The organism is Isoptericola sp. NPDC056573 (genome assembly GCF_042793335.1).
Taxonomy (GTDB): Bacteria; Actinomycetota; Actinomycetes; order Actinomycetales; family Cellulomonadaceae; genus Isoptericola.
The window spans coordinates 150,244-171,787 of the sequence record NZ_JBHTUY010000009.1 but is presented as its reverse complement, the minus strand read 5'-3'; the positions used below and the strand labels follow the sequence as shown (position 1 = coordinate 171,787).

The window sequence follows — 21,544 nt, the reverse complement described above, 5'->3', positions numbered from 1 at the left end:
GTTCGGCGAGATGCTCGTCGGGGCGCTCGTCGGGCTCGTCGCGGCCTTCGTGCTGTCGGTCGACGCCGTCGGGCTCGCGGCGAACCCGGACGCCGCGCTGGCGTGCGACATCAACGCCGTGATCTCGTGCGGCACGGTCGGCACGTCGTGGCAGGCCAGCCTGTTCGGCTTCCCCAACGCGTTCCTCGGGCTGATCGCCGAGTCCGTGGTCATCACCGTGGCCGTCGCGGGCCTGGCCGGCGTGCGGTTCCCGCGCTGGTTCATGACGGCCGCCCAGACGGTCTACCTGCTGGGGTTCGTCTTCGCGTACTGGCTGTTCTGGCAGTCGATGTTCGTCATCGGCGCCCTCTGCCCGTGGTGCCTGACGATCACCGTCTCCACGACGCTCGTCTTCGCGTCGATGCTGCACTGGAACATCCTCGAGGACAACCTCTACTGGCCGGCCCGGATGCAGTCGTGGGCGATGTCGCTGGTGCGCTCCGGCGCGTTCGGCATCCTCACCGCCGCCTGGTTCCTGCTCCTCGCCGCCGTCGTCCTGCTCAAGTACGGCACGGCCCTCTTCGCCTGATGGCGTGAGCGGGCGGGCAGCCCCTCTCGTCGAGAGGTGGGCCACCCGCCCGCTCACCGCACCCGGGTCGGTGTCAGAGGCCGAGGGGATCCAGGACGTCGACCAGCTCGCGCCGCACGGCGGACCGGGCGGCGTCGGCGTCGGGTTGCTCCAGGGCCACGCGGGCGAGCTCGCGACACCGCACGAACGACACCTCGGCCAGCACCGCCGCGACGTCCGCGAGCGCCCGCGGCGTCATGGACAGCGACTTCACGCCGAGGCCCACGAGCACGGGCGCGAGGACGGCGTCGGCCGCCGCCTCACCGCACACGCCGACCGGTCGGCCGCGGGAGTGCGCGCCCTCGCAGGTGGCGCGCACCAGCTCGAGGACGGCGGGCTGCCACGACGTGGACAGTGCCGCGAGGTCGCCGAGCATGCGGTCGGCGGCCATCGCGTACTGCGTGAGGTCGTTGGTGCCGATGCTGCCGAACGTGGCGTGCTCGAACACCCACCGCGACCGCAGCGCGGCGGCGGGGACCTCGATCATCGCGCCGGCGCGCCGCAGCCCGTGCGCCTCGCACGCGGCGACGAACGACCGCGCCTCGTCCGTGGTGGCGACCATCGGCGCCATGACCCACACCTCCGCGGACTCGGCCTCGGCGGCCGCGGCGATCGCCTGGAGCTGCCGGTCCAGCACCTCGGGGTGGGCGACGGCGGTGCGCAGGCCGCGGACACCGAGCGCCGGGTTGGGCTCGTCGTCGGCGGTGACGAAGGGCAGCGGCTTGTCCGCCCCGGCGTCGAGGGTGCGGACGACGACCTTGCGGCCGGCGAACGCGGACAGGACGCCGCGGTAGGCGGCGACCTGCTCCTCGACGGTCGGCTCGACGTCCCGGCCGAGGAAGCAGAACTCGGTGCGGAACAGGCCCACGCCCTCGGCGTGCGCGGCGACGGCGGCCTGCGCGGCCTCCGGGTCGGCCACGTTGGCGAGCAGCTCCACCCGGTGCCCGTCAGCCGTGCGGCCGTGGCCGTCGAACTCGCGCTCGACGCGCACCGCGCTGCGCGCGGCCTCCACGTCGGCGTCCGACGGGTCCCGCAGCACGGTGCCGGCGCCGCCGTCGACGACGACGGTCTCGCCGTCGACGAGGTCCTCCGCGCCCCGGGCCGCGACGACCGCGGGGATGCCGAGCGCGCGCGCCAGGATCGCCGTGTGCGAGGTGGGGCCGCCGCCGCTGGTGACGATGGCGACGACCGCCTCCGGGTCGAGGGTCGCCGTGTCGGCGGGCGCCAGATCCTCGGCGACCAGCACGAACGGGTGGCCGGGCGAGGGCACGCCCGGCGGCCGCACCCCGGTGAGCTCGGCGACGATGCGGTCGCGCACGTCGCGCACGTCGCGGGCCCGCTCGCTCAGCGGCGGGCCGAGCGGCTCGAGCTGCGCGGCGAGCGCGTTCGCGGCGTCCCACACGGCCCGCTCGGGGGTCGCGCCCGACTCGCGCACGCGCCGCTCGGCGTCGGACGCGAGCGTGGGGTCGGCCGCCATCGCGGCGGTCACGGCGAGCACGTCCGCCGCCGTCCCCGTGGCCTGCGCCGCCTGCGCGGCGAGGCGGTCCCGGACGGCGGACGTCGCGGCGCCCAGGCGGGACACCGCGTCGTCGGCACCGGAGCCGTCGGACGTGTCGAGGGCCGCCGCGGGGGGCTCCGGGACGGGGGCCGGCATCGTCACGACGACGCCGGCCGCCCGCCCGGGGCTCACCGGGGCACCGGTGAGGGTGGTGCTCATCAGACGGAGCCCTTCTCCTTCGCGGCGCCCTCGCCACCGGGGGCGCCGCCGGCCGGCACCGCGGCGGCCTCCTTCTGGTCGGTCACCGCCTGGTCGCCGACGACCGCGGCCGTGGCCTCGGGGTCGTCCTCGCGCCCGGGGGTCCGCAGGTTCCACTTCGTGATGACCCACCGGAACAGGAAGTAGTAGAGGACCGCGTAGCCGAGCCCGATCGGGATCAGCAGCAGCGGCATCTCCGCGATGCGGAAGTTCAGCAGGTAGTCGATGACGCCCGCGGAGAATCCGAAGCCGTCGCGGATGCCGAGCGCGTTGACGAGAGCCATCGAGGTGCCGGTGAGGACCGCGTGGATCGCGTACAGCGGGTAGGCGACGTAGACGAACGCGAACTCGAGCGGCTCGGTGACGCCGGTGACGAACGCGACCAGGGCGGCGGAGCCCATGACACCGGCGATGACCTTGCGGTTCTTCGGCTTCGCCGTGTGGATGATGGCGAGCGCCGCGGCCGGCAGGGCGAACATCATGATCGGGAAGAAGCCGGTCATGAACGTGCCGGCGGTCGGGTCACCGTGCAGGAAGCGTGCGATGTCGCCGTTCCACACGGCTCCGGACGCGTCGGTGTAGGAGCCGAACTGGAACCAGGGCAGCGAGTTGAGCAGGTGGTGCAGGCCGATCGGCAGCAGCAGGCGGTTGAGGGTGCCGTAGACGAACGCGCCCAGCACGGTGGAGCCGGTGACGAAGCCGCCGATCTGGTCGTTGATCAGCCAGTTGAAGGCCGGGTAGATCAGCGCGCCGACGACGGCGATGAGCACCGACATCCCCGCGGTGACGATCGGGACGAAGCGGCGGCCGCCGAAGAACGCGAGGTACTGGGGCAGCTTGATCCGGTAGTACTTCTGGTAGAGCAGCGCCGCGGTGAGACCGATGACGATGCCGCCGAGCACGCCGTAGTCGATCATCAGCTGCTCGCCCTTGTCGTCCAGGCCGAGGACGTACGGGGACAGCACGTCGGTGACGCCCGTGAAGACGAGGTAGCCGATCAGCGCGGCCAGCGCGGTGGAGCCGTCCGACTTGCGGGCGTACCCGACCGCGACGCCGAGCGCGAAGATCAGCGCCAGGTTGGCGAACAGGGCGTTGCCCGCGGCGCCGAGGACGTCGGCCACCGGCTGCATCCACGAGAAGGTGCCGGCGACACCCGCGGGACCACCGAGCATGTCGGGCTGCCCGAGACGCAGCAGCAGGGCGGCGGCGGGCAGCGAGGCGATGGGCAGCATCAGCGAGCGGCCCACCCGCTGCAGCTGGGCAAAGCCGGGGATGCTCCGCTTCTGCTTGGTCTCTGCGACCGTGGTCATGGTTCTCCTCCGATGGATGGCCCGGGGGCGGGCGTGTCCTGCAGGCCCGTGCCTGCGTCGTCCGGCGGCAGTGTCGCGACGTCGGGGCGTCATTGCCGGTGCTCCACACGCTGCCACCGGCAGGTTGTCTGGACCACTTGCAGGAAGAGTGGTCTAGACCTCATGATGTGTCAACCCCGCGGTTCGGCGGGGAGGACACCGCACCGGGAGCGGGCCGCGACGCCCGATACTGGTCCCGATGTCGCACAGCACGCAGATCGATGCCGATCACAGGGCAGGACAGGACACGAGGATGGTCAGGGACGGCGCTCGCCCCGGCGAGCACAAGTACCTCGCGGTGCGCGCGTACCTCGCCGACCTCGTCACGACCGAGCTCGCCGTCGGCGACGCGATCCCGTCCGAGCGCAGCCTCACCGAGAAGTTCGGCGTGTCGCGGATGACCGTGCGCCAGGCGATCGACGCGCTCGTCACCGAGGGCGTGCTGGAGCGCGCGCAGGGCCGCGGCACGTTCGTGGCCCCGCCGCGCGCCGACTTCGAGATGCGCCTGACGACGTTCGGCGAGGAGGCGCGGCGCCGCGGCCTCGTCCCCGGCGCCACGGTGCTGCGGCGCGAGCAGCTGCCCGCGCCCGCCGTCGTCGCCGAGGCGCTGGACCGCGAGGTCGGCACCCCGGTGCACCACGTGGTGCGGCTGCGCACCGCCGACGGCAACCCGATGAGCGTCGAGGAGTCGTGGATCCCTGTCGACCTCGCCCCCGACCTGCTGTCCGGCGGCGTGCCCGACAGCATCTACGCGGCGCTGCGCGAGCGCGGCCTCGACCCCACCTGGGGCGAGGAGGTCATCACCGCCGCGGACGCCACGCCCGAGGAGCTCGAGGCCCTGCAGATGCAGGGCTCCCGCGCCGTCATGCGCACCGCCCGGCGCACCTTCGGCGGCGACGCCGCCGTCATGTACTCGCGTGCCAGCTACCGCGGCGACCGCTACAGCGTCTTCGTGCCCCTGCGCGAGGCACGGCCCACGCTCGTCCCCCGCACGCGGTCCGCCGACCCCGGCACCGGCACCGACGCCGGCCGTCCCGTCCAGCCTTCCGAACGCCCCGGACGCATCCCCGAAGGGAGCCCCCGATGAGCACGCCCGACCCCGACGCACAGCTCGCCGCCTCGATCCTCGCCGGCCTCGGCGGGGTGGAGAACATCGAGGAGATCGACCCGTGCACCACCCGGCTGCGGTCCCTCGTCAAGGACCCGGCCCTCGTCGACGCCGCGCTGCTGAAGCGCGCCGGCGCGTTCGGCGTGATGATCAACGGGCGCGTCGTGCAGGTCGTCGTCGGCCCGCGCGTCGACACGATCGCCTCCGACCTCGCCGAGCTCATGTGAGCGCGGCCCCGCACCCCCGACCCCCGGAATCTCCACCCGGACCCCACCAAGGAGCATCATGAGCAAGGCACAGCAGATCCTCGACGCGCTCGGCGGCGACGACAACATCATCGACCTCGAGCCGTGCATCACCCGGCTGCGCGTCGAGGTCGAGGACCCCGCCAAGGTGATCGACGCCGACCTCACGAAGGCCGGCGCCATCGCGGTCGTGCGCTCCGGCGTCGCCATCCAGGTCATCGTCGGCCCCGAGGCCGACACGCTCGCCTCGGACATCGAGGACCTCCGCTGATGACGGCGCTGACCGTCCTCGCGCCCGTCACCGGCACCGTCGTCGACGTGTCCGAGGTGGACGACCCGGTGTTCTCCGCCGGCCTCGTCGGCCCCGGCCTCGCGATCGAGCCCGACGGCGTCCGCGGGGGCGAGGCGGTCGCGCCCATCACGGGCACGATCGTCAAGCTGCACCCGCACGCGTTCGTCGTGCAGCACGACGACGGCCGCGCCGTGCTCGTGCACCTCGGCATCGACACCGTCAAGCTCGGCGGTGAGGGCTTCACGACCCACGCGTCCGAGGGCGACGTCGTGCAGCGCGGCACCGTGCTGGTCACGTGGGACCCGGCGGCCGTGCGCGACGGCGGCAAGTCCGCCGTCTGCCCCGTCGTCGCGCTCGAGGCCACGCCCGACGCCGTCGACCACCTCGCGCAGGTCGGCACGATGGTCGAGCACGGCGAGGACCTGCTCACCTGGGGCTGACGCACCCGCCGAGGTAGCTCGAGATCTGCCGAGGTAGTTCGCAGGCCCGCGAGGTAGTTCGCTACCTCGCGAGGGCTCGAACTACCTCGGCAGATCTCGAGCTACCTCGGCGAATCGTGGACTACCTCGGCACGAGGGTGACGCCCAGGGCCTCGAGGACGGCGTCGACCGGGTTGCAGTACGTCAGCCCGGTGCCGTCGGCGCCGCCCGTCTCGGAGCCGGCGAACAGCAGGCCGAGCGCGACGCCGTCCTCGCGGTAGACCAGCGACCCGGAGTCGCCGCCGCGCGAGAACGCGCCGCCGGCGCCCTCCACCTCGATCTGGTTGTCGAAGGACAGCGCGCCGAGCTCGTCGCCGTACCCGACGACGACGTCGTCCATCTCGATGGCCGTGACCCGGCCCTGCGTGTGCGCCGTGGTGCGCCCGATCTTCGCCACCGCCTCGCCGCCCACCGCGACGGCCGTGGTGGTCACCCTGCCCACCGGGTACGTCGGGTCGATCTCGACCCCGTCGTCCAGGAGGGCGAGGGCCGCGTCCACCGTGGCCGGCTCACCCGGCGTCAGCGGCACCACCTGCGCGAGGGTGCCGACCCGGTCCTGGGGTGCGCGGCCGCCGTCGGCCGGGCCGGGCTGCACGACGACGTCCCCCACCTGCGCGGACGGCGACCCCGCCAGCACGTGGAAGTTGGACAGGACGTACCGCGCGGCGTCGTCCGCCTTCACCACGAACGCGCCGAGCGTGCCCGCGGTGACGTCCACGTGGGCGATCGAGACGCCCGGGCGCAACGGCCGTACCCGGTCGGTCTCCCCGAGAGCCCGGGCCGTGGCGACGGGCGGGCGGACCTGCGCCCCGAGGGTGCGGATGCGGCCGGTGCGGCGCACGTCGACGGCGTCGCCCGCCTCGGCGGCGAGCTTGCGCACGAACGACCGGGCGGTGGGGACCCCGAGGCGGTAGCGCACGGCGATGCCGAAGCCCCCGTCGCCCTGGGGCGCGAGGCCCAGCGAGAGGGTGGGCGCGCGCACCACGTCGGCGGGGGTGGCGTCGTCGCCGACCGCGTACGGGCTGGCGGGCACGCCGTGCCGTTCGGCCAGGTCACGGGCGAAGTCGCTGAGCTGTGCCTTGGTCTCGCGCGCCTGGGTGAGGTCCATGCGGCGAGTCTGGTGCAGACCGGTGACACACCCCGATGTCACAAACCGGCGAGTCGGACATCTCTCCCCGCGTGAGACCCGCACCAGCCCTGCTCGCGCCCGACTTCGACGACGTCCGGCGCGCCCTCACCTGGGCGCTCGACCACGACCTGCACGCCCTCCTCGAGCACCGCCAGGTCGCTCACCTGGGCCACGCCGCGCGACGACGCGCCGACGCCGTCCTCGTGCTCCGCTGGCAGCGCGCCGCCGCCCGCGCGAGCCACGGGCTCTGAGCGCGGCGCAGGCCGCGTCGCCGCTGCTCGGCGCGCGGTATCGCGGGGGCCGTGGCACGGTGAAGCCTCAGGCCCATCCCTCGCCGACGTGGGGCCTTTGCGGGTCCTGACCTTCTTCATCGCTCGGAGGAGAGGCCGCATGACGCACGACGTGACGACCGCACGGACCCGCCGGACCTCGCGGGTGGCCGCTGCGGTCGCGAGCCTGGGGATCGTCGGGCTGCTCGTCGCCGGGGCCACGGCCCCGCCGCTCGCGGGTGCCGAGGTGCCGCCGGTCACGACGACCACGTCGGTCATCACCGTCAAGACGGGCGCCGACCGGCAGTCGACGTCGGAGGTCTCCCTCCTCCCCGGCGTCGGGCTCCAGCTGCGCTACAGCAACCAGGCGGGTGCCGCGGGCGACCTCGTCACGGACGACTGGGGCTTCTGCACCTCCGACGCCGACGGGGACTGCAGCTTCGTCGTGCCGCAGACGGACACGGCCACCGGGAGCGGCGGCAACCGCGGGCGGTACTTCCTCGTCGAGCAGACGGGCGCGCCCGCCGGCTTTACGACCAACGCGGCGCTCGGCACCGGCACCACCGCGTCGATGACGTCCCTTCCGTACCGCTTCCTCACCCCGGCCATGCAGGCGGGCGTGACGTACTCCTCCACGGGCGCGCCGGGCACCACCCCTTTCATGGTGTCGACCGGCGCGGGCCCGACGGCCTCGGGCGGCGTCTGGCAGTCGTCCCGCTCGAACCCGCCGGCACCCGAGCAGTGCGGCATCGACGTCGCGCTGGTCACCGACGTGTCCGGCTCCGTGGCCGGTCAGATCACGTCCCTCAAGGCGGCGGCGACCCAGTTCGTCGGCGCGCTCACGGGCACGCCGTCGACGATGGGCCTGTACACGTTCGCGAACACCGCCCCCGCCAACACGAGCAACAACGCGAACGTGCCGCGCACCCCCGTCTCCAGCGCGACCAACGCCGCCGCGCTCACCGCCTCGATCAACGGGTACACGGCCGGCGGTGCCACCAACTGGGACGAGGGCCTGTACCAGGTGGTGCCGGAGGCCGCCCAGTACGACATGGTCATCGTCCTCACCGACGGGAACCCGACGCTGTGGGGCAACGGCCAGGGCAACGGGAGCAACACCCGGTTCCGCGAGACCGAGCGGGGGATCTTCTCGGCGAACGCCCTCAAGGCCGCCGGCACCCGGGTCGTGGCGTTCGGCGTCGGCGACGGGTTGACGGCCGAGGGCAGCCGGCAGAACCTGGTGGCCATCTCCGGCACCGTCGAGGGCTCCGACTACTTCCGCACCACCGACTACGCCCAGGCGGGGGCCGAGCTGCGGGCGATCGCGCTGGCCGGCTGCACCCCGTCGATCAGCGTGGTCAAGCAGGTCGTGCCGCCGGGCACGCCCGACGGCGACATCACCGGGGCCGAGCTCATGCCGGGCTGGACCTTCGACGCCGCCTTCGACGGGGACGCCGTCTCCGAGGGGGACGCCACCGCCGTCACCGACGCGACCGGCGGCGTGAACTTCCAGTTCGGCTTCCCGGGCGAGACCGGCTCGGGGTCGGTGACCATCACCGAGACGCTGCAGGGCGGCTTCGTCCCGCACCCGACGGACGGCGACGACGACGGCACGCTCGACAACGCCGTCTGCCGGGACATCTCGCAGCCGGGCGAGCCGCAGGTCGTCCCGGTGGAGAGCAGCGACGACGGGACGGAGTTCACCGCCGACGTGGACCAGGGCTCCGTCCTCACCTGCACCGTGTACAACGAGTCGCCGGTGCCTCCCGCGTCGGTGGTGGTGGACAAGCAGTGGTCGATCAACGGCGCGGACCCGGTGCCGCACGGCTCCCAGCCGGCCGAACTGACCGCCGGCGCGCTGCTGAACGGCGCCTCCGTGCCGTGGGGCGGCGCCGGCACCACCGGGTTCGCCGAGGGCGACGAGGTGACCGTCGACGAGACCCTCGGGGAGACGGGCGCCGGCATGCCGCGCTTCTGCACGCTGACCGACAGCTCGGTCACCGGCCCGGGCGGCGCGGAGGGGGAGCTCGGCGGGTCGTTCACGCTCGACGAGGGCGTCAACACGTTCCTGGTGACCAACGAGGTGGAGTGCACGACGCAGCTCTCCCTGGTCAAGGAGGTGCGCGGCGGCGGCCCGGCCGCACCGGAGCAGTGGACGCTCACGGCCCTGGACCCCGACGGCGCCGAAGCGCTCAACGGCACCACGGGCGTCGAGGGCGACGTGATCCCGCAGACCCTGTACACGCTGACGGAGTCGGGCGGCGACCCGCGGTACGCGCAGTTCGTCGACCCGACGGCCACCCCGAGGCCGGGCTCGTCCGGCAGCTGGGTGTGCCGGGAGATCGACGCCGACGGCAACCCCGTGCCCGGCTTCTCCGACGGCCTCAACGGCGGCGTGCAGGTGTTCTTCGGCACGCACGTGGAGTGCACGGCGTACAACGACACGGCCCCGCTGCGCCTGCGCAAGGCGGTGGACGACTCGTTCGGCGGCACGGCCGTGCCCGGCGACTGGGAGCTCACCGCGACGCCCCTCGGCGACGACCTCCCGGAGGGGCTCGGACCCCAGACGGTCACGGGCTCCCTCACCGGTGACGAGGTCTTCCTGCGACCCGGGGTCGAGTACCTCATCACCGAGGACGGGCCGCTCGGCTACGAGCTGGTCGACCAGGTGTGCCGCATCAGCGACGGCGGCGACCGCGTCGGGGACCGGCTGTTCACGATCGAGCTCGTCTGGCCGGAGTCGGCGGACTGCCTGCTCACCAACCGGGCCGTGGGCGCGAGGCTGACGCTCGTCAAGGAGGTCGTCAACGACGACGGCGGCACGGCCGAGCCCGAGGACTGGACGCTGGCGGCCGACGGCCCGACGCCCGTCACGGGCGTGACGGGCGCGGACGAGGTCACCGGGGCCGAGGTGGCGCCCGGCGACTACGCGCTGTCCGAGGACGGGCCCGCGGGCTACACGTCGCTCGGGTGGACGTGCGCCGCCGAGGGCGACCCGCTCGCCGTCGAGGACGACACGGTGACCCTCACCGGAGGCACGGTCGTGACCTGCACGGTGGCGAACGACGACGACGCGGGACCGACCCCCTCGCCGAGCCCGACGCCCTCGGTGACCCCGACACCGACGGCCAGCCCGTCGCCGTCGCCCAGCCCGTCGGCGACGCCGACCACCGCGCCCACGACGCCCCCGTCGGCGGGCCCGGGCGCCCCGGGGAGCGACGGCGGAGACGCCGGTCCGGGCACGTCAGGTGGACCGTGGGGCTCGCTGCCGGTCACCGGGTTCGGCGGCGGCCTGCTGCTGCTCGCCGTCCTGCTCCTCGTGGCGGGGACGGTGACGCTCGTGGTGCGGCGGTCGCGCTCCTGACGACCGCCGCCCGCGGGATCAGGCGCGCAGCAGGCGCCGTACCCCGAGCCGCCGGCCCCGCGCGGTGACGAGGGCCGCCAGCGCGAGACCGCCCAGCCCCCACAGCACGAGCAGGGTCACGCCCATCCCGAGACCGCCGGCCGCGGGCACCACGACCGCCGTCAGGGCGTCGCGCGCGGCACCGATCGGCAGCGCGTCGACCAGCCCCTGCAGGGCGGCAGGCACGGTCGCGACGACGCCCGTCGCGATGAGCAGGACGGCGATCAGCAGGCTGATGCCGCGGCCCAGATTGCCGAGCCAGCCGAGGAAGCCCTGGTGCACGGCGACGAACGCCACCGACGCGACCGCCCCCACGAGGATCGACCCGACCCATCCCCCCGCGTCGAGCTTCTCGACCGCCGCGAGGATCACGCCGATCAGCGCGCCCGTCCCGGCCCCGACGGCCGCCGGCAGCCAGAACGCGGACAGGGCCAGCCGCACCGAGTCACGCGTCGAGCCCAGGGCCCGCGCCATGACCGGAGGGAACACCGTCATGAGGGCCAGCGCCCCCAGCCACAGCGCCACGACCGCGAACAGCGGGCCCGACGCCCCCGTGCTGATGCCGGACGCCGACGGCGCCGCCACGGGCTCTGCGACCACCGACGCGAGCGTCTGACGCTCGTCGTCCGTGTACGTCGGGATCTGGTCCTTCGCGTCGTCGAGCCCGGAGGCCAGGTCGTCCGCGCCCGACGCGAGCTGCCCGACGCCGCCCGCCAGGTCACCGGCGCCCGAGGCGATGCCCTCGGTGCCGGTCGCGAGCTGGTTCGCGCCGCCCCCGAGCTCGTCCACGCCGGAGGCCAGCCCCTGCGTGCCGGTGGCGAGCTCCCCGGCGCCGCCCGCGAGGGTGGAGGCGCCGGTGCTCAGCGAGCCGAGCCCGTTCGCGAGGCCCCGGGCACCTGCCGCGAGGTCACCGGCGCCGGACGCCGTCTCCTCCATGCCGCCGGCCAGGCCGTCGGCACCCTCGGACAGGTCGTCGACGCCGCCGGCGAGCTCGCCGAGGCCGGTCGCCATCGCCTGGTTGCCGTCCGCGACCTGCCGGGCGCCGTCCTGCAGCTGCCCGAGCTGGTCCGTCTGCACGGCGAGGCCCGCCTGGGCCTCCTCGATCTGCGCGCACGCGTCGGCGCTCTGGCCGGCCAGAGCCTTGCCGAGCTCCTCGAGCTGCTGCGGAGTCAGGAGGTCCGCGACCTCCGGCGGGAGCAGCTCCCCCGGCGTGCCGTCGCAGCCCAGCCGGTCGGCCAGGTCCGCCAGCGCGTCGTCGGCCGTGCCGGCCGCGCCGGTGAGGCTGTCGACCAGCCCGTCGACGCCGACCGCGACGCCCGCCGACCCGTCGGCCAGCTGCTGCGCCTGCTCCGGCAGCGCGGAGACCCCGGGTGTCTCGGGGGTGCCGTCGTACAGCAGCGCGAGGCCGTCGGAGAGGTCCCTCGCGCCGGCGGCCAGCCCCTTCGTCCCCGCGGCGAGGTCCTCGACCCCGCTCGCGATGCCGTCCGCGCCCGACGCGCTCTGCGAGACGCCGCCGGCGAGCTGGTCCGCGCCCCCGGCCAGGTCGTCCGCGCCGGAGGCGAGCTGGTCCACGCCGGTGCCGAGCTCGCCCACGCCCGAGGCGAGGTCGCCCGCGCCGTCGGCGACCTGGCCCGCGCCGTCCGCGAGCTGGTCGGCGCCGTCCTGCGTCTGGCCCGCGCCGTCGGCGAGCTGCACGGCGCCGTCCTGCGCCTGCCCGATGCCGTCGGACAGCTCGTTGAAACCGACCAGCACGTTATCGACGTAGGTCTCGGTGAGCGTGCTCGACATGACGGACGTGGCGGTGGCGGCGACCACGCGGGCGAGCGCGTCGTCGGCCACGCGGCCGCCGGGCGGGGTGCTGACGTCGATGGTGGCCTGGCGGGCCTCGGACGGGTCGTCGTTCCCGTACGAGGTGGCGGCCGCGGAGAAGCCCTCCGGGATGGTCACGACGGCGGCGTAGGTGCCGTTCGCGAGCCCGTCGGCGGCCGACTCCTCGTCGGTGATCGTCCAGTCGAAGTTCGTGGCGTCCTCGGCCGGCTGGGCGGCCTTGGCCCCGTCGGCGGTCTCGCCGCCGCTGACCAGGCCGGACGCGAGCTGGCGCCCCAGCGGCACGGTCTGCCCCTGGACCTCGACCGGCTCGTCGAGGTTGACGATGGCGGCCGGCACCTGGTCCAGCCGGTCCTGCGGGTTCCACAGCGCCGCGAGCAGCAGCCCGAGCACCATGATCGGCAGCAGCGCGACGGCGGCGATGCGCCAGGGGTCGCGGCGCGTCCGGGTGTCGATGGTCGGGGCGGTCATGCCCGCACCTCCTGCACGTGGGTGTCACCCTCGATGGGGTCGTCGATCTCGTCGGTGGCCGCGGGGTCGGGTTCCGCGGGCGCGGGGTGGTGCTCGTCGGCGGGCGCGGGCGGGGGCGGGGGCACGTCCGCGCCGGTGAGCACGCTCGGCGCGCCCCAGCCGGCGCCGACGTCGAGCACGGCGACCTCGCGGCCGGTGCCGTCGTCGAGCAGGTCGGTCGCGGCGACGCCGCTGGCGCCGAGCAGCACCGCCGTCCCGCCGCGCTGCGCCCGGGCGAGCGCGGCGGCGAGCGCCTCGCGGGCCGGGCGGTCGGCGACGGCGTCGGTGCGGTCCACGACCACGACCCGCGCGCCGTCGCGCACCGCGGCGTCGACCGTCGCGGCGGGGCGACCGTGCTCGGCGAGGGCGTCGACGACGGCGACGCGGCCGCGTACCGTCATCGCGCGCTCGGGCAGCACCAGACCGGTCACCTTGACCGCCCCGGCGTCGGGCGACATGCGCCCGGCGAGGGCGAGCAGCAGCGCCGACACGGGGGCCGCGGCGTCGCCGTGCACGCACAGCGCGCCGCCGTCGGGCACCCGCACGCTCACCGGCCCCACGACGGGCGCGTCGCTCCCCTCCGGCCCGGCGACCTCGAGGTCGCGCGCGGCGACGGCGTCCGTGGCGTCGGGCTCCGGCCACGACGCGAGCCGCAGCTCCTTGGTGAGGCCCTCGCCCTCGACGTCGAACGTGGGCAGGACGCGGTCGAGCCAGCGCGGCATGTGCCAGGCCCGGTCGCCCAGGAGATGGAGCACGGCGGGCACGAGCGTCATGCGCACGACGAACGCGTCCACGAGCACGCCGACCGCGAGGCCGAGCGCGATGGGTTTGAGCGTCATGTCGCCCTCGGGCACGAACGCGACGAAGACGGCGAACATGATCACCGCCGCGGCCGTGACCACCTTGGCCGAGCCGAGGAAGCCCGAGCGCACCGCGCGGCGGGCGTCGCCGCCGTGCACGTAGTCCTCCCGGATGCGGGACACGAGGAAGACCTCGTAGTCCATCGCCAGGCCGAACAGCACGCCCATGAGGATGATCGGCATGAAGCTGATGACGGGGCCCAGCTTCGTGACGTTGAGCGCGTCGGCGAGGACGCCGTTCTCGAACACGAGCGTCACCACGCCGAAGGCCGCCCCGACGGACAGCAGGTAGCCGAGCGAGGCCTTGATCGGCACCCAGATCGAGCGGAACACCATCGTCAGCAGCACGAGCGACAGGCCCACGACGACCAGGCCGAACGGCAGCAGCGCGGCGCCGAGCTTGTCCGAGACGTCGATGCCGACCGCGGCGAAGCCGGTGACGGACAGGTCGACGCCGTACTTGTCGAGGTAGTGGTCGTGCTGGTCGCGGATCTCGTTGACCAGGTCCTTGGTCTCCTGCGACGTCGGCCCGCCCTCCGGGACCACCTGGACGATGCCGGTGTCGGCGGTCTCGTTGGGGGTGGAGAGCGGCACGTCGGCGACGCCGGGCAGGTCGCCGATCTCGTCGCCCAGCTCGTCCATGAGCTTCACGGGGTCGTTGCTGGTGACGATCGAGCCGGTCACGATCAGGGGGCCGTTGAAGCCCTCGCCGAACTCCTCGCCCACCAGGTCGTAGGTCACGCGGGCGCTGTTGTCCTCCGGCAGCGTGCCGGCGTCGGGCAGCGCGAGGCGGAGGTTCGTGGCCGGCCAGGCGAGGGCGGCGATGGCGCCCACGACGAGCACGATCGTGAGGACCGGGAAGCGGGTGGCGCCTCGCACCCAGCCGTCGAAGAACCGGTTGCGGTGGACGCCCGCGGCCGGCGCGGCGGCGCGCTTGGCCTTCCCCTTCGGCTTGCGGGCGGCGCGCGGGGCACGCGGCCGCAGCCGTTCGCCGGAGAAGGACAGCAGCGCGGGCAGCAGCGTGAGCGAGACGAGGACCGCGATGCCGACCGCCACGGCGGCGGCGATGCCCATCACGGTGAGGAAGGGGATGCCGGCGACGCCGAGGCCCACCAGGGCGATCATCACCGTGAGGCCGGCGAAGATGACGGCCGAGCCCGCCGTCGCGGTGGCGCGCGCGATCGACTCGTCCACCTCGAGCCCGGCGGCGAGCTGCTCGCGGTGCCGGGACACGATGAACAGCGCGTAGTCGATGCCCACCGCGAGGCCGAGCATGAGGCCGAGCATCGGCGTCGTCGAGTTGATCGGGCCGAACACGGTGGCGGTGAGCAGCAGGAGCATCGACACGCCCACGCCCATGAGCGCGTTCACCAGCGGCAGGCCGGCCGCGACGAACGAGCCGAGCGTGATGATGAGGACCACGAGCGCGACGACGACGCCGATCGCCTCGATGATGCTCAGGGCCGGGAACTCGACGCTGAACAGCTCGCCGCCGAGGCTGGTCTGCGACCCCGCCGGCAGGGCGGCGGCGAGGTCGTCGCTCGCGGTGTGCAGCGCGTCCTTGGTGTCCTCGGTGATGACGGACTGGTCGCCGTCGAGCTGGATCGTCAGCAGCGTGGCGGTGTCGTCGTCGTTGACCGACGCGGCCATCTGGTCGTCGTACGGGGAGGTGACGGCGGCGACCTGGTCGAGCTCGCCGAGGTCGTCGACGGTGTCGGTGATCGGTCCGCGCACCGCGTCGTCGTCGATCGTGGAACCGTCGGGGGCGACGACGATGATCTGCGCCGAGGAGCCGCTGACCTGCGGGAACGTGGCGGACAGGCTGTCGAGCGCGTCCTGCGACTCGGTGCCCGGGATGGTCACGGAGTTGTCGAAGCCCTGGTAGAGCAGGCCGGCCGCTCCGCCGACGACGGCGAGCACCAGCACCCAGCCGATGACGACGAGCCGCCGGGCCCGGGCGGCCCAGCGGCCGAGGGAGTACAGGACGGAGGACACAGGCTCTCCCGGGACGACGGAGCAGGGATTCGATACGGCACTGTATCCGATGCACGAACGTATCCGATACGTCGCTGTATTGGCTAGAGTGGGCCCGGCCGGGCGCGGCGCCCGCACCGTGCCGGTACCGGCAGCATCCCGAGGAGGACCCCCTGACCACCGAGAGCGTGACTCCCGACGAGGCTACGGTCGGCCCCGGTCGCTCGCCCCGGCGCGAGCGCACCCGCGAGCGCCTGCTCGACGCCGCGTTCCAGGTGTTCGCGCAGGTGGGCGTCCAGGCCGCGTCGATCGAGGCGGTGTGCGAGGCGGCCGGTTTCACCCGCGGCGCCTTCTACTCGAACTTCGCGAGCAAGGAGGAGCTGTTCCTCGCGCTCACGGAGCGCGAGGCGCGCGGCCACCTGGGCGCCCTCGAGCGCGCGGTGACCACCGTCGACCCGGCGGCCCTGCAGACGCCCGAGGGGTTCCGCGCCACCGTGCGGGAGGTCATCGCGTCCGTGCTGCCCGACCCCGCCGCCAAGACGTCGTGGTGCGTGATGGAGCTCGAGTTCGAGCTGCTCGCCCTGCGTGACCCCCAGATCGCGCAGCGCTACGTGGACCAGCAGCAGGTGCTCCGCGGGGAGATGATCGCCGCGCTGAACCGCGTCATGGCCGCCCTCGGCCTGCGTTTCGCCGTCGACGACCACGTGGCCATCGACCTGCTGCTGGGCGCCCACGAGGCCGGCCAGCGGGCGTCGATGCTGCCCGCCGTCACCGCCCGCAAGGACGCGAGCGCCATGCTCGAGGTCCTCGTGGACCTCATCGTCACCCCCGCCTGACCGCCCGCTATAGGAAGGCGGGCAGCTCCGGCCCCTCGTCCAGCACGTGCTCGCCCAGGAACGCCAGCACCACCTGGTACCAGACCTTCGCGTGCTGCGGCGCGAGCACCCAGTGGTTCTCGTCCGGGAAGTACAGGAACCGGTGCACGGTGGTCCCGTCGGCGGCGGCGGGCAGCGCCGAGTCGGTGAGCAGCTCGCGCCACAGCCGCAGCCCCTCGCCGATCGGCACGCGGTAGTCCTTGTCGCCGTGCACGACGAGCATCGGGGTCCGGATGTCCGCGACGGACCGGTGCGGGCTGTTCGCCTCCGCCATCTCCGGCGTCATCTCACGCAGCCAGTAGTAGGCGTGGTCGGTGGTGGGGCCGAACTGGTCCAGCGCCCACAGGCTGGCGTGGGTGACGATCGCGCGGAAGCGGTCGGTGTGCCCGGCCACCCAGTTCGCCATGTACCCGCCGAACGACCCGCCCATCGCGGCGGTGCGGCTCTCGTCCACCTCCGGCAGGGCCTCGACGGCGTCGGTGATCGCCATGAGGTCGGTGAACGGCGCCCCGCCCCAGGCGCCCCAGCCGCGCTGCACGAAGTCCTGCCCGTACCCGGTGGACAGCGCCGGGTCGGGCAGCAGGACGGCGTACCCGCGGGCCACCATCAGCCACGGGTTCCAGCGCCAGCTCCAGGCGCTCCACGTGCTCAACGGGCCGCCGTGGATCCACAGCAGCAGCGGCGCGGGCGCGTCCGCGCCGGCGCCCTCGGGCAGCGCGAGCCAGGCGCGCACCCGCGCGCCGTCCGCCGTCGTCGTCTCGACCTCGGTGAGCGTGCCCGGCAAGGCGGGGGCGGGCACGGGCCCGCGCAGCGCGTCGGCGGCGACGGGGGTGCGACCGCCGGCGGCGCCGGTCGCGAGGAAGGCGGCGAGATCGACCCGCACCGGCTCCGCCGGTGCCGCATAGCTGCTGCGCAGCGCGTACAGCGCCGAGCCGTCGGGAGCGACGCGGACGTCGCTGAACGACGCGTCGTCGCTCGTCACGCGCTCCACCGTGACCGCCTCCTGGCCGCCCGGGCCGCCCGCGCCGAACGTCAGCAGGAACACCGGGCCGCGGCCGTCATCGTCGGCGGTCACGACCAGCCCCGAGCCGTCGGGCAGCCACGCGACGGACGTGGGCCAGCGGTCCCAGTCGTCGGCCAGGATCTCGGGTCCGGCGAGCTCGCCGTCCGGGTCGTCGAGCCGGACCAGGCCGAGCCGCACCTCGGGCGCCTGCTCCGGCGTCGTGATCGTCTCGGACCCGAACGCGACCCACCGCCCGTCCGGCGACACCGCCGGCGCGAAGGCGTCCGCGTCCGGGTCGTCCACCAGCGTCCGGCGCTCCCCCGACGCCGTGTCGACCGCGACCAGCGTGACCCGCCGCGCCGCGCCGGGGTCGGCCACGCCCCACGTCGTGACGAGCGTGGTGCCGTCGGCCGTCAGGTCGGCCTCGTGCTCGTCGAGCTGACGCCCCGGGCCGGTCAGCGGGCGCAGCTCGAGCCGGTCGCCACCGCCGAGCGAGCCCGCGAACCGGCGTTCCTCGTCCGGGCCCAGGTCGTGGTCCCAGTGCCGCACCGGGTAGCCGGCGTGCAGGATCGCCGAGAGCTTGCGGTCCGTGCGGTCCTTGCGCAGCACCGCGTCCTCGGCGAGGCCCGCCGCGCCCGGCAGCACCGGCGCGGAGACCGACACGACGTCGGCCACGCGGGCCGCGAGGACCCCGCCGACCCCGCCCGGAGCCGTCGCGACGACCCGCGCCTCGCCGCCGCCCGCGGGCAGCAGCCACAGCGCCGCCTTCGGCTCGTCGTCGTCCTGCTCCGCGTCCGGGTCCGGCCGCGCCGACGCGAACAGCACGTCGCCCGACGCCGCGAACACCGCCGACGACTCGCCCTTGCGGCTGCGCGTCAGCCGCCTCGCCGGGGCGACGCCGGCGGGATCCACCTCCCAGACGGCGGTCGTCCAGCCGGTGCGCTTCGCGTCGAGCGTCTGGACGGTCGTGACGAGGCGTGTGCCGTCCGGGCTCAGCGCGAGCCCTCCCACCCGCGGGAGCTCCAGGTAGCGGTCGAGGTCGTCGAAGGGCGTGGGGGCGTCGTCGTCCTGGCTCACGCGCCCGGTCTACCACAGCCCGCGCCCCCCGGGCGGTCGGGCGGCGGCCACGGGGAACACCGGATGAACGTTCGCTGAACTTGTTCGCGGGGGCGCCTCCTGCGGTTGAGCGGGCGATGCCCGATCGGGCACGGTCTGGTCGTGAGACCGCCGTCGCCCCGCGCCGCCCACCTGCCGCCGCTGCCCGCCACCGCTGACCTGGTCGTCGTCGGGGCGGGGATCGTCGGGCTCGCGCACGCCCTGGAGGCGCACGCCCGCGGGCACTCGGTGCTGGTGGTGGAACGCGACCCGCGGCCCGACGGCGCGTCCGCCCGGCGCAGCGGCCACGTCGCCGTCACCACGCAGGACGCCGCGACGCTGTCGTGCGCGCTGGCGTCGCGCGAGCGCTGGCTGAAGCTCGGCCGGGAGGCCGGCTTCTGGGTCAAGGACACGGGCGCCGTCGTCGTGGCGCGCTCCGAGGACGAGCTCGCCGTGCTGGACGACCTCGTGGCCGCCCGCGACGGCGACGCGCTGCTCCTCGACGCCGCGCAGGCCGGCCGGCGTGCCGGGCTGACGAGCGCGGGCGACGTCGTCGGCGGCGCGTTCCTCCCGCTCGACCTGCGGGTCGAGCCGCGCGACGCCCTCCGGGCGCTCGCCGCCGCGCTCGGCTCCCGGCCGCGCGCCGACGTCGCGTGGTCGACGACGGCGCTCACCTTCGAGGCCGGCACGGGGCGCACGCTGGTGCGCACGTCGCGCGGCGAGGTCGTGGCGCGCCGGGTGCTGGTCGCCGTCGGACCCGACCTGGACCGGTTCTTCCCCGACGAGGCGGCGCGCGCCGGGCTGCGGCCCGACGTGCGGCAGGTGCTCCGGGTGGCGACGCCGGGCCGCCGGCACGACGCCGCCGGCCCCGCGGTGCTGGGCGGCACGACCCTCCTGCGCGACGCCGCCACCGCGCACTCCCCCGCGCTGGCGGACGTGCGCGAGCGGCTGCGCACGAGCGCCCCGGAGCTGCTCGATGCCGGCGTCCACCTCGCGTTCACCCCGCACGGCGACACGCTGCTCCTCGGCGAGGCCCGTCGCACGGACGCCGACCGCCGCGACGGCGCCGGCCTCGACCGCGACCCCGAGCGGTCGGAGACCGCCGACTCGCTGCTGCTGCGCGAGGCCGAGGCCCTGCTCGGGCGGCCCGTCGAGGTGCGGCGGCGCTGGTCGGTGCCCGACCTGGCGGTGCCCCGCCCGCGCCGCGGGCCGTTCGCCGGCACGCCGTTCGTCGTCGCCGACCCCGCACCGGGCGTCACCACCGTGACCGTCGCGGACGGGCTGGGCACGACGACGGCGCTCGGCCTCGCGGCGAAGGTCGTCGACGGCCTGCTGTAGTCCTCAGCCGCCCAGCCCCGCGCCGATCGCGGCGAGCGCGCGGTCGAGCTCGGCGTCGTCCACCCCGCCGAACCCGACGACGACGCCGGTGACCTCGGCGGTGCGGCACAGGTCGGACAGCAGGGGCAGGTCGAAGCCCGCCCGCCGCGCGGCGTCGCGGGCCGACAGCGCGGCGTCCTGCGGCAGCAGCCACGTCGAGTACATGCCGGCGGACGTCGCGGCCGGCGCGGCGTGCGGCGCCAGCACCGCGGCGACGCGGGCCGCCCGCTCGGCGTACACGCGGCGCGCGGTGCGCAGGACGGCGTCGAGCCAGCCGTCGCGCAGCAGCGTCAGCAGGGCCCGCTGCGTGGGCCACGCCGCGACGTCGTGCACGACGCCGCGCTGCCGCACCACGTCGTCGAGCATCGCCGGGGGCGGCACCAGCCACCCGATCCGCAGCCCGGGCGGCGCGGACTTCGACGCCGTGCCGAGGTAGGCGACCCGGTCCCGGCCGAGCGCCGCGAGCGCCGGCACCGGGGCCACGTCGTACCGCAGCTCGGAGTCGTAGTCGTCCTCGACCACCACGGCTCCCGTGGCCCGCGACGCGGCGAGCAGCGCGCGGCGGTCGTCGGCGGGCATCACCCGTCCCAACGGGTGCTGGTGCGCCGGCGTCACGTACGCGGCGGCCAGCCCGCGCAGGGCGCCCTCGTCGTGGCGGGCCTCGGCGGGCAGGTCGACGACGGTGCGGCCCACGGCGTGCGCCGTCGCGACGGCGGCCCGGTAGCCCGGGTCCTCGATGCCCACGGGACCCGCGGGCAGCACGCCGAGCAGGTCCCGGAACCCGGCCGTGGTCCCGGCGGTGACCACCACCTCGTCGGCGTCCACGACGAGGCCCCGGGTCCGGCCGAGGCGTTCCGCGAGCGCCGCCCGGAGGTCGGGCAGACCGCACGGGTCGTCGTACCCCCGCGGCGGCGCGGTCGCCGACACCTCCCGCCATGCCCGCCGCCACCCCGCGCGGTGGCGCGGGTCTATCCACGGCTCGCCCGTGCTCAGGCGCACGAGGCCGGTGACCGGCCCGGCGGCCCGTCGCGGTCCGGTCGTGGGACGGGGCACGGCGTCGGCGGCGACGAAGGTGCCCGCGCCGCGGCGTGCGGTCAGCCACCCCTCGGCCACGAGCTGGTCGTACGCCTGCTCGGCCACCGAGCGGGCGACGCCGAGGTCCGCGGCGAGCGCACGGGTGCTGGGCAGCCGGTCGCCGCGCCGCAGGGTGCCGCGGGAGACCAGGTCGCGGACCTGGGCGGACAGCTGCGCGCCGAGCGGGTCGCGGCCGCCGCGGTCGAGGCGGACGGGCAGCGCGGACATCAGGACTCCTGACCTGGGCGGGCGACAGCGGCCCCCGAAAGCGGCCTGCCGGAAGCGGCCTGTCGAAAGTGGCCTGTCGAAAGT

The 21,544-nt window shown here is 75.1% G+C and carries 16 protein-coding genes; 9 read left to right on the top strand and 7 right to left on the bottom strand.

Translation table 11 applies throughout. The features are described from left to right. Positions 1 to 10: 10 nt before the first annotated feature. Entirely contained in the window at positions 11 to 568 is a 558-nt protein-coding gene (locus ACFQ8E_RS16500) for a vitamin K epoxide reductase family protein (RefSeq protein WP_430551652.1), read from the top strand. A 73-nt stretch (positions 569 to 641) separates the two neighbouring features. Here the strand turns inward: ACFQ8E_RS16500 and ptsP are convergent, their stop codons facing one another. Together ptsP and ACFQ8E_RS16490 are read right to left on the bottom strand one after the other, a co-directional pair. Next, the gene (ptsP, locus tag ACFQ8E_RS16495) at positions 642 to 2,324 is read right to left on the bottom strand and encodes a phosphoenolpyruvate--protein phosphotransferase (protein WP_430551651.1); all 1,683 of its coding nucleotides are present in this window, start codon (positions 2,322 to 2,324) and stop codon (positions 642 to 644) included. Further along, a complete protein-coding gene (locus tag ACFQ8E_RS16490; RefSeq protein WP_430551650.1) occupies positions 2,324 to 3,673 on the bottom strand; it encodes a PTS transporter subunit EIIC in 1,350 nt (449 codons plus the stop codon). Before ACFQ8E_RS16490 ends, ptsP begins: the two co-directional genes overlap by 1 nt. Before the next feature lie 292 nt (positions 3,674 to 3,965). On the opposite strand from ACFQ8E_RS16490, the gene ACFQ8E_RS16485 reads away from it, so the two are divergent. Genes ACFQ8E_RS16485 through ACFQ8E_RS16470 form a run of 4 tightly spaced genes read left to right on the top strand, consistent with a single transcriptional unit; the run spans position 3,966 to position 5,797 of the window. Next, on the top strand, positions 3,966 to 4,799 hold the full coding sequence (locus ACFQ8E_RS16485; protein ID WP_430551649.1) for a GntR family transcriptional regulator: 834 nt from the start codon (positions 3,966 to 3,968) through the stop codon (positions 4,797 to 4,799). After that, on the top strand, positions 4,796 to 5,047 hold the full coding sequence (locus ACFQ8E_RS16480) for a PTS transporter subunit EIIB (protein WP_429765703.1): 252 nt from the start codon (positions 4,796 to 4,798) through the stop codon (positions 5,045 to 5,047). The genes ACFQ8E_RS16485 and ACFQ8E_RS16480 overlap by 4 nt, the downstream gene beginning before the upstream one ends. Positions 5,048 to 5,105: 58 nt before the next feature. Next, positions 5,106 to 5,336 (top strand): PTS transporter subunit EIIB, encoded by a 231-nt coding sequence (locus ACFQ8E_RS16475; protein ID WP_429735428.1) that lies wholly within the window; start codon positions 5,106 to 5,108, stop codon positions 5,334 to 5,336. After that, positions 5,336 to 5,797: a PTS glucose transporter subunit IIA gene (locus ACFQ8E_RS16470; protein ID WP_430551648.1), complete on the top strand. Its 462-nt coding sequence runs from the start codon at positions 5,336 to 5,338 to the stop codon at positions 5,795 to 5,797. Before ACFQ8E_RS16475 ends, ACFQ8E_RS16470 begins: the two co-directional genes overlap by 1 nt. Positions 5,798 to 5,918: 121 nt before the next feature. On the opposite strand, the gene ACFQ8E_RS16465 is transcribed toward ACFQ8E_RS16470, so the two are convergent. Continuing rightward, positions 5,919 to 6,944 (bottom strand): hypothetical protein, encoded by a 1,026-nt coding sequence (locus tag ACFQ8E_RS16465; protein WP_430551647.1) that lies wholly within the window; start codon positions 6,942 to 6,944, stop codon positions 5,919 to 5,921. Positions 6,945 to 7,015: 71 nt separating this feature from the next. Between ACFQ8E_RS16465 and ACFQ8E_RS16460 the strand changes: the two genes are divergently transcribed. Both ACFQ8E_RS16460 and ACFQ8E_RS16455 read left to right on the top strand, forming a co-directional pair. Then, positions 7,016 to 7,216 carry a hypothetical protein gene (locus ACFQ8E_RS16460; RefSeq protein WP_430551646.1) on the top strand — a complete coding sequence of 67 codons (201 nt, stop codon included), beginning with the start codon at positions 7,016 to 7,018 and terminating at the stop codon, positions 7,214 to 7,216. A gap of 139 nt (positions 7,217 to 7,355) precedes the next feature. After that, complete coding sequence (locus ACFQ8E_RS16455; protein ID WP_430551645.1) at positions 7,356 to 10,598, top strand: VWA domain-containing protein; 3,243 nt, start codon at positions 7,356 to 7,358, stop codon at positions 10,596 to 10,598. Between the two features lie 18 nt (positions 10,599 to 10,616). Here the strand turns inward: ACFQ8E_RS16455 and ACFQ8E_RS16450 are convergent, their stop codons facing one another. Together ACFQ8E_RS16450 and ACFQ8E_RS16445 are read right to left on the bottom strand one after the other, a co-directional pair. Then, positions 10,617 to 12,935 (bottom strand): YhgE/Pip family protein, encoded by a 2,319-nt coding sequence (locus ACFQ8E_RS16450; RefSeq protein ID WP_430551644.1) that lies wholly within the window; start codon positions 12,933 to 12,935, stop codon positions 10,617 to 10,619. Further along, positions 12,932 to 15,829, bottom strand: coding sequence for an efflux RND transporter permease subunit (locus tag ACFQ8E_RS16445; RefSeq protein ID WP_430551643.1), 2,898 nt, complete (start codon positions 15,827 to 15,829; stop codon positions 12,932 to 12,934). The genes ACFQ8E_RS16450 and ACFQ8E_RS16445 overlap by 4 nt, the downstream gene beginning before the upstream one ends. A gap of 167 nt (positions 15,830 to 15,996) precedes the next feature. Here ACFQ8E_RS16445 and ACFQ8E_RS16440 point away from each other — a divergent pair, with 167 nt between their 5' ends. Next, positions 15,997 to 16,644 (top strand): TetR/AcrR family transcriptional regulator, encoded by a 648-nt coding sequence (locus ACFQ8E_RS16440; protein WP_430551642.1) that lies wholly within the window; start codon positions 15,997 to 15,999, stop codon positions 16,642 to 16,644. 7 nt (positions 16,645 to 16,651) lie between these two features. Here ACFQ8E_RS16440 and ACFQ8E_RS16435 read toward each other — a convergent pair whose 3' ends face one another. Continuing rightward, positions 16,652 to 18,763: a prolyl oligopeptidase family serine peptidase gene (locus tag ACFQ8E_RS16435; protein WP_430551641.1), complete on the bottom strand. Its 2,112-nt coding sequence runs from the start codon at positions 18,761 to 18,763 to the stop codon at positions 16,652 to 16,654. A gap of 141 nt (positions 18,764 to 18,904) precedes the next feature. Here ACFQ8E_RS16435 and ACFQ8E_RS16430 point away from each other — a divergent pair, with 141 nt between their 5' ends. Further along, the gene (locus ACFQ8E_RS16430) at positions 18,905 to 20,119 is read left to right on the top strand and encodes an FAD-dependent oxidoreductase (protein WP_430551640.1); all 1,215 of its coding nucleotides are present in this window, start codon (positions 18,905 to 18,907) and stop codon (positions 20,117 to 20,119) included. A gap of 3 nt (positions 20,120 to 20,122) precedes the next feature. Here ACFQ8E_RS16430 and ACFQ8E_RS16425 read toward each other — a convergent pair whose 3' ends face one another. Beyond that, positions 20,123 to 21,460, bottom strand: coding sequence for a PLP-dependent aminotransferase family protein (locus ACFQ8E_RS16425; RefSeq protein ID WP_430551639.1), 1,338 nt, complete (start codon positions 21,458 to 21,460; stop codon positions 20,123 to 20,125). Positions 21,461 to 21,544: the final 84 nt, after the last annotated feature.

Excerpts from the sequence above, each read along its gene's own strand:
- ACFQ8E_RS16500 (WP_430551652.1), top strand. The coding sequence starts at position 11 with ATGCTCGTCGGGGCGCTCGTCGGGCTCGTCGCGGCCTTCGTGCTGTCG.
- ptsP (WP_430551651.1), bottom strand. The coding sequence starts at position 2,324 with ATGAGCACCACCCTCACCGGTGCCCCGGTGAGCCCCGGGCGGGCGGCC.
- ACFQ8E_RS16490 (WP_430551650.1), bottom strand. The coding sequence starts at position 3,673 with ATGACCACGGTCGCAGAGACCAAGCAGAAGCGGAGCATCCCCGGCTTT.
- ACFQ8E_RS16485 (WP_430551649.1), top strand. The coding sequence starts at position 3,966 with ATGGTCAGGGACGGCGCTCGCCCCGGCGAGCACAAGTACCTCGCGGTG.
- ACFQ8E_RS16480 (WP_429765703.1), top strand. The coding sequence starts at position 4,796 with ATGAGCACGCCCGACCCCGACGCACAGCTCGCCGCCTCGATCCTCGCC.
- ACFQ8E_RS16475 (WP_429735428.1), top strand. The coding sequence starts at position 5,106 with ATGAGCAAGGCACAGCAGATCCTCGACGCGCTCGGCGGCGACGACAAC.
- ACFQ8E_RS16470 (WP_430551648.1), top strand. The coding sequence starts at position 5,336 with ATGACGGCGCTGACCGTCCTCGCGCCCGTCACCGGCACCGTCGTCGAC.
- ACFQ8E_RS16465 (WP_430551647.1), bottom strand. The coding sequence starts at position 6,944 with ATGGACCTCACCCAGGCGCGCGAGACCAAGGCACAGCTCAGCGACTTC.
- ACFQ8E_RS16455 (WP_430551645.1), top strand. The coding sequence starts at position 7,356 with ATGACGCACGACGTGACGACCGCACGGACCCGCCGGACCTCGCGGGTG.
- ACFQ8E_RS16450 (WP_430551644.1), bottom strand. The coding sequence starts at position 12,935 with ATGACCGCCCCGACCATCGACACCCGGACGCGCCGCGACCCCTGGCGC.
- ACFQ8E_RS16425 (WP_430551639.1), bottom strand. The coding sequence starts at position 21,460 with ATGTCCGCGCTGCCCGTCCGCCTCGACCGCGGCGGCCGCGACCCGCTC.